This is a genomic window from Kribbella sp. NPDC026596, assembly GCF_040638415.1.
GTDB lineage: Bacteria > Actinomycetota > Actinomycetes > Propionibacteriales > Kribbellaceae > Kribbella.
This window is the reverse complement of the sequence record NZ_JBEZYF010000096.1, coordinates 23,465-30,263: the sequence shown is the minus strand read 5'-3', so window position 1 is coordinate 30,263 and position 6,799 is coordinate 23,465. Positions and strand designations below refer to the sequence as shown.

Sequence of the window (6,799 nt, the reverse complement as noted above, 5' to 3'; positions counted from 1 at the left end):
CTCGAAGCCATGGGCTATCGCGTCACCCTCAACGAAGCCTCGTAGCGCTCACCACGACAGCCTCCCCGTGGATGAATCTTCGCGTCAGGGTGTAGTCGCTGGTTGGATGGTGGCTGGCGCGATCGTGTGTCAGCACTGGAGCATCGCTCGCGTCGCCCAAGGGCTTGGCGTCGCGTGGAACACCGCCAACGACGCGGTCCTGGCCGAGGGCCGACGGGTGCTGATCAACGATCCCGGCCGGTTGAACGGTGTGAAGGTCTCAGATCGGTCAGCGGCGGACCCGGTAGCGCAGGTGAAGCACCCGGTTGCCCTGGATCACCACGTCAGGGTCCTCCAACAGGTGCTGCGCGTGGACCGACCCGAAGTAGCGCTTGCCGGACCCGAACACGACGGGTACGACGTCCATGCGCACCTCGTCGACCAGACCCGCAGCAAGCATCTGGCCACCGACGTCGCCGGCGGCGACCTCGACTATGCGGTCACCGGCAAGCTCCTGCGCCTTGGCCATAGCTGCCTCGATGCCGTCGACGAAGTGAAACGGCGCCGCGGGGTCCCAGCCCTCGGGCGCCGGTCGGTGTGTCACGACGACCACGTGGTCGATCCCGGCCGGGGGCTTTCCGTCCCAGCCGTCCGTCATGTCGAAGACGTGGCGGCCGGCGACTGTCACCCCGATCTGGTCCCAGTACGTGCGGGTGTAGTCGTAGGACACCTGCGACACCTTTAGTACGCCGCTCTCGTCCAACGGGACGTCACCGCTGGTCAACCAGTCGAACAGCGGTCCGGGCTGGTCATTGTCGTCCGCGATGAAGCCGTCCGCCGACACCGAGCTGTACATGACCACCTTGCCCACGGGGCTCTCCTCTGCTTTGGGGGTGGCCCTAAATTAGCGTGTCGCGAGCTGTTGCTCTTGTAAGAAATCAATCGGCCGGCAGCGGCCAGCCGTCCAGCGTGTGGCCGGGATGTTCGCGCAGGAATCGCCGCCGGACTTCGATGTACCGGGTCGGCGTGAGGCCGGTGAACGCCCGGAACTCGTGGCTGAAGTGGGCCTGGTCGAAGTAGCCTGCGCGAGCGGCGAGGTCGCCCCATTCGACCGGTTCGGCGGGATTGATCGTGAGCATGGTGGCGGCGAAGCGTTGAGTGCGGGCCAGCCGCTTCGGCGTGACACCGATGAGCTCCTTGAACCGCTGTGCCAGATGAGTGCTGCTGACACCGACTGCCACGCTCAGGTCTCCGATCGACACCGCTCCGCTGGTCGCCGCGATGACGCTGCTCGTATGGCGGACCAGCCCCAGGCCGGCGGTCTCGCACAGCCGTCCCATCAGCTCCTTCTCGAGCAGCGTCAGCATCTCGTGTGGTTCGTCAGCCGTGGCCAGCCGGTCTCGCAGCTCAGCAGTGGCGGGCCGGCCCCAAACCTGCTCTACCGTCACCGGCCGGTCACGCAGCTCGGCCGCGGGCATCGGCAGGAACGGCGCCAGCCCCCACGGCTTGACGTGCACGCCGACGGACCGGGTCCGGAGTGGGTAGCCGAACTCCAGCGCGCGGGTGGGCATGGTGACCACGCAGCCGTCGGCGTACTCGGCCGTCTCGATGTCGGTGCCGCCGCGGATGCGGAACGGCGCCCCGAGGTTGACGATGAGCAACGCCCCCGGCATCGGCGGCAGCGTCAGCCGGGCGTACGGCGACGCACCCTCCAGGTAGTAAAGGTCGTAGATCAGCCCGTCCAGCGGCGGTCGCGGCACTCTGGACACGTATTCCATGCCCACAGCATCCCCGACGCCCCGCCGGCATCGCCAGCCGCGCCGCCGCCAGCATCGAGCCGGCGCCGATCCCGGACGAGCGCCCGGCCGCGGACATTTGCGTCGCGAGTTCGACGACAATCGGCGCATCAGCGTCACCGAAGACGCACTTTGCATTGTGAAGAGCCCACGAACTGCAGGTTGCTGCGGCCGGTTCTGCAGGTTGATGCAACTTGGCTGCTAGCTATGGCTCGGGCGCGGATAGTGATCGAGCATGGTGAGGTTGCTACTGGGGGTGGCAACGTTTGATCGGCCCTCGTCGGCTCAGGGGGGCTCCTAGCCGATGGGGGCCGGTTGCTGTCCGGGGGTTACGGAGCCGCAGCCGGGACAGTCGGCGCGAAGTCGTCGCTCCACTCGTAGGGGCACCGGTGGCTCGCCAGTGGGGGAGGGGTGGGAGAGACGGTCACCTTCGCGCGGGCTGCGCGGAAGTGGAATCCGCGTCGGTGGAAAGCGCTCAGTTCGTCACAGCGACGCGACCATGAGTCGGCGACGTCCCGAGCCGCCTCGCGCAGGTGCTGCCGGGTCAGTTCGAGCTGACGCAACTCCTGTGCGGCGGATGCGAGGGACGTTCGCCGGGCCTCGATCGTGGCACGAGTCGTACGGGCGAGCCGCCGGTTGTCGCTGCCGGCCACGGTGCGGTCGTCGACGTCGGCCGAGACCGCTTGCTCCAAGGTGGCGCCCAGCTCGGCGATGGCGGCTGCGTGATGGTTCGCCAACCCGAAGAGCTCGGCGGCCCGATGGTCGAGCTCCTCCAGACGGGCAGAGAGCGCGTCGTCGATCTGCGCTGCGACCTGGTCGGCCTGGCGGTGCCAAGCCGCGACGGCGGGCTGCACACCGTCGTCGCCGAAGGGTTGATTGACGTCCCGAGCACCGCGGAGCTGCGCCATCAGGTTCGCGATCACGCATCGCAGCCCGCGCCGGCGGGCGAACGGCGGCGCCAGCGGCAGCTGAAGCGAGCGGGTCGAACTGGGGATCAACATCTGTCTCCTACCTCCTCAACCGATCCAGTGGTGGATGCCGCACGAATCGCAGAGCCGGCCCAGTCCGCACTGCGGGCAGGATGCGGCCCGCCAGTCGCCGGCGCAGGAGCTGCAGAGGGTGAGTGTGCCTTCGCAGGACGGGCACGGCACGTCGTCCGGCGGTGTGGATGACACTCGCCGCCGCAGCCAGAACCATCTCCAGATCTGCCGCATCAGCTTTCACCCGCCGGTTCCGTGGCCGGGAACGCGAGCAGGTCGGCCCGGACCGACGCGATCTGCTTGCGCGCCTCCTGGACGGCGAACGCGAGCTGATCGGCCAGCGACTTGACCGCTTCCGCGTACCTCCGGTCGAGTCGCGTCGTCATCCCCGGATCCTTCGCTCCAAGCGCCAGTCCACGGAAGTAGGCGTCCAGGCGTTCGAACCGGCGCCCGTACTCCGCCATGATCGATGCCTCGGTCTGATCGCAGAGCCGGTGCAACGCCGCCTCGCCGTTCCGGAGTGCGTCGACCGCGGACGACTCGGCCTCGACAGCCGCCCGTACGTCGGTTCGGCGACGCTCGGCGATCTCGTGCAGCCGGCGAACCCCGCCAACCAGCCTGACCTCGGCCGACCGCGTCGCGGCCGCCTCGGCCGCGCCGGGCTCGGGCCGCGTCTTGGCAATCGTGATGAGCCCGAACGCCGCGGGCAGCCCGATCGCAAACGCCAGAATCGCGAGTTTGGTCGTGGCGCCCATGGGCGGGAGGTCGTGATCCGCGAGCCCTTGACTCACCCTGTCGGCCGCGTACCGGTAACGCATCATTCCGCTGCCGACGACCACGGCGGTGACGCAGAGGCCGAGGGCGGACGTCCGCAGCCGGCTGGTCGACTGGGCGATGTAGAAGCAACCACCGAGAATTGCGGCGGACGTCGCACCGGCGAGCACCCAGGTCGCCCAGTCGTCGTCGCGCAGGTACAGCATGGCCAGGTGGTTCGTGATGATCTCGAGGACCCCGAACACCGCGATCGCGAACCAGGCACGTGCGAATCCGGCCCATGACGACCGCGACGGAGGCGCCTCGGCCTGGCTGTCGGCCAGCAGGTCCGGCCGATCGGAGGGCAGCCGTGCCACGGCTGACTCGAGGTTCGCGTTGGCGCGGTCAACGTCGGCCTTGGCCAGCTGGAGCTGCATCGATGCGCCGGCTTGGGTGGCCCGGAGGTCCTTGCAGATGTCGTACTGGATGAGCACAGCGCCGACCAAACCGTGCAGGTAGGCCTGCAGATTGACGACGACGCCGAGGCCGAGTGTCAGCTCCCGGCGAAGGGGCTGCGTCGGGTCGATCGAGTCCTGGTCGTGGCAGCTTGCGTCCTGCAGGCCCAGGTGATGGTCCCCGTCGACGTTGCCCGAATGCGGACCGGGCTCGCCCATCGCGCTGCCGCCGGCGATGTCCAGCGTCCGCACCGGCGTACTCACGGGATCGGCTCCGAGCTGACGATGACCCGGCGGTTGGCGGCGTCCTCGTTCTCGCGGAAGCCCGGGCACCGCCAGCCGCGGCCACCAGGAAGGAACTGGCTGGTCGCTCCGTGCGCCTGGAGATCGGCGGCGATCTTCTTCCCGCGGCTGATGGACCGGCTCATCATCTCGTCCTCGGTGGCTGTCGGGTCCTTGGCCGTGCAGCCGACCACCCAGACGCGCGGGTAGCGATCCTCGCCGAGCTTCGGCGCCAGCTCGGCGATCGCCCGCTCCGCCGCGGGCCGATCGGCGTACTCGTCCGACCTCGGCTGGAAGCGCACCAGGTCTTCGGTGAGGACCTTGACGATCGGGTTGGGTGTCGGCGTAGCCGTTGACGCCGGGACGCTCGGGGTCAGGCGGCGCTGCTGCCAGCGAACGATGTCGACGACCGGCGCGTCGTCGGCTGGTGGCACCCCACCGCCGAGGGGCGCGTCGTCGAACTCGATCCTTCCGTCGGCGTCGGCGACGAGCGTCGTGTAGTACGTCTTGAGCTGCTGCTGGACGCCCGCGCTGCAGCCGGGCTGGGGTTCGACGACCGAGCAGAGGCCGTGCCACTGGACGACGATTCCGCTGAAGGAATCGAGCAACATCCCCTTGCTCTGCCGGGCAAGGTCCACGGCATCGGTGCCGAGGTCGATCAGTCCCAGCTGCATGAGGACTGTGCCGGTGGTCGAGAGACCGTTGTCGAAGGCAATCACCTCGGGATTCTCCTTTCCGCGGACCGCATCGCCGGCGAGTTTGAGCGCGGCGGTCGGATCGGCCTGGGCGACGACCGGGCGGGCCTCCAGCAACGCTGTCTCCAGCGCCTTCTTGTTCTTGGCGTAGGCATCGTCGCGCTGGGTTCTCGAGCCGCCCGCGTAGGCGAGCTCGATGGTCTTCACCACCCGCGGACGGCCGTCGTTCGCGATCACCGTCACCGTTCCGGGTCCGCTCAGGATCCCGTCGACGGCCGAGGACAGTGGCGTGATCGCCTTGCCCTGGCTGTCCAGCAGACCCTCCGCGCCGGCGTGCCGGCCAACGACGACCGCCACAGTTCGCGCCGGCGGGTCATCGTCGCAGCCGGTGAGGCAGGTGAGTGCGAACAAGGCCGCCAGGGCGGCGGCCGGCATTCTCATCGGCCCGCGTGGACCGGACCGCGATGCGCTCATGACTGCAACTGCCGGTGGATCTGGGTGGTCACCTTTCGCTCCAGCCCGTACTGGAACCGCTTCATCCGGGCGGCGTTCGGCGCGACGCCGAGCATCCGATAGATCAGATTGGTCAGGGCCTTGGACATCACCCAGATCGGGGACCCGCTGTCCGAGAGCAGCTTGCCGCCGATGTGCAGGACAGTGGTCTCGGCCTCCACGGTGCTGCCGCGCTCGCCGGCAGCATCGATCCTGATCGCACCGCTGTCGCCGAGCTTGGTGTCGAAGACGAACTCCATCGGGCCCGTGCGGCGGACGGTGACGCCCAGGAAGGTGTTGCGCAGCGCCGCCGTCGCACCCTGGCAGTAGATGCCACTGACGACCGCGACCACCTGCTGGGGCGGCAGCGGTACCTCGAACCCGATACCCGCGAACGCCGCTGCCTTGGTGCGGTGGTTCCACCACACCCCACCGACCAAGAAGGCGATGACGGCGAGAACGACGATTATTCCCATCTGTGTTTCCTCCGGTCCTCCGACCTGGCCGCCGACGGCCAGCTCCGTGTACGCGGCCATGGTCGCGAGCGTGGTTGGACCGAGGATGGATGGATCCTCGATGGCCGCGAACGGTGCGAAATCCGGTGCGATTCGTGTTTCACTCGTTCGCATGACAAAAGCAGCGGAAGGTGGCGCGGGGCAATGGGTGAAACTCTCCACGAAAATCATTTATCAATCACACTGGCTCGAACTCCGGTGCGACGAGACGGTGCTGCCCGAGGGGTCACGCGGCCGGTACGACCATGTCGTCGTCCCCGGGTCGGTCACGGTGCTCGCGGTCGACGACGACGGCCGCGTCGCGATCACCCGGCAGTGGATCTACCCGCACGCGGAGACGCAGTGGCGGCTGCCGGCCGGGCGGATCGAGCCGGCGGATCCGACGCCCGAGGCGGCTGCACGCCGGGAACTCCAGGAGGAGACCGGCATCACCGCTGAACGCCTGCAGGGACTGGGGATCATCAACTGCGCCGATTCCTTCACCAACCATCGCGAGCATGCCTTCCTGGCCACGGGTCTGATCCAGGGCTCGCCCGACCTGCAGCCGGGTGAGGCCGATCTGGAGCTGACCTGGCTCCCGTTCGGCCGCGTTCTCGCCATGGTCGCCGACGGCGAGATACCCCACGCCGGCAGCGCGTTCGCCGTCCTCGCGACCAAGGTCGGCGGGATTCTCGACCTATCGGGTTGACCGTTTCCCACTTTCTGGGAAACGGTCAACGGCTGGTCCGGCGCCAGTACCGGTGAACACACTTCAAGTATTCGCGAAAACCATTTCGCGAAACGCCTGGAATACTTGGAGGAATGTCATGACCGGAATTCGCTCGATGGTACGCGGCACGCTGGCGGCGGTTG

7 protein-coding genes and 1 pseudogene are annotated in these 6,799 nt (G+C 68.2%); 2 read left to right on the top strand and 6 right to left on the bottom strand.

Annotated elements, in window-relative coordinates; all coding sequences use genetic code 11:
• Positions 1-73 precede the first annotated feature (73 nt).
• Positions 74-259 (top strand): annotated as a pseudogene (locus AB0E63_RS42795) (ISL3 family transposase); the annotation flags it as partial.
• Between the two features lie 9 nt (positions 260-268).
• On the opposite strand, the gene AB0E63_RS42790 reads toward AB0E63_RS42795, so the two are convergent.
• The 6 genes from AB0E63_RS42790 to AB0E63_RS42765 all read right to left on the bottom strand — a co-directional run bounded on the left by AB0E63_RS42790 (position 269) and on the right by AB0E63_RS42765 (position 5,968).
• Positions 269-850 (bottom strand): dihydrofolate reductase family protein, encoded by a 582-nt coding sequence (locus AB0E63_RS42790; RefSeq protein WP_360379539.1) that lies wholly within the window; start codon positions 848-850, stop codon positions 269-271.
• A 67-nt stretch (positions 851-917) separates the two neighbouring features.
• Positions 918-1,757 carry a helix-turn-helix domain-containing protein gene (locus AB0E63_RS42785; RefSeq protein WP_360379537.1) on the bottom strand — a complete coding sequence of 280 codons (840 nt, stop codon included), beginning with the start codon at positions 1,755-1,757 and terminating at the stop codon, positions 918-920.
• Positions 1,758-2,104: 347 nt separating this feature from the next.
• Positions 2,105-2,776 (bottom strand): hypothetical protein, encoded by a 672-nt coding sequence (locus AB0E63_RS42780; protein WP_360379534.1) that lies wholly within the window; start codon positions 2,774-2,776, stop codon positions 2,105-2,107.
• A 212-nt stretch (positions 2,777-2,988) separates the two neighbouring features.
• Positions 2,989-4,227 (bottom strand): hypothetical protein, encoded by a 1,239-nt coding sequence (locus tag AB0E63_RS42775; protein ID WP_360379532.1) that lies wholly within the window; start codon positions 4,225-4,227, stop codon positions 2,989-2,991.
• Positions 4,224-5,414, bottom strand: coding sequence for a hypothetical protein (locus AB0E63_RS42770; protein ID WP_360379530.1), 1,191 nt, complete (start codon positions 5,412-5,414; stop codon positions 4,224-4,226). The genes AB0E63_RS42775 and AB0E63_RS42770 overlap by 4 nt, the downstream gene beginning before the upstream one ends.
• A complete protein-coding gene (locus AB0E63_RS42765; RefSeq protein ID WP_360379527.1) occupies positions 5,411-5,968 on the bottom strand; it encodes a hypothetical protein in 558 nt (185 codons plus the stop codon). Before AB0E63_RS42765 ends, AB0E63_RS42770 begins: the two co-directional genes overlap by 4 nt.
• A 91-nt stretch (positions 5,969-6,059) precedes the next feature.
• Here AB0E63_RS42765 and AB0E63_RS42760 point away from each other — a divergent pair, with 91 nt between their 5' ends.
• The gene (locus AB0E63_RS42760; RefSeq protein ID WP_360379524.1) at positions 6,060-6,635 is read left to right on the top strand and encodes an NUDIX hydrolase; all 576 of its coding nucleotides are present in this window, start codon (positions 6,060-6,062) and stop codon (positions 6,633-6,635) included.
• Positions 6,636-6,799: the final 164 nt, after the last annotated feature.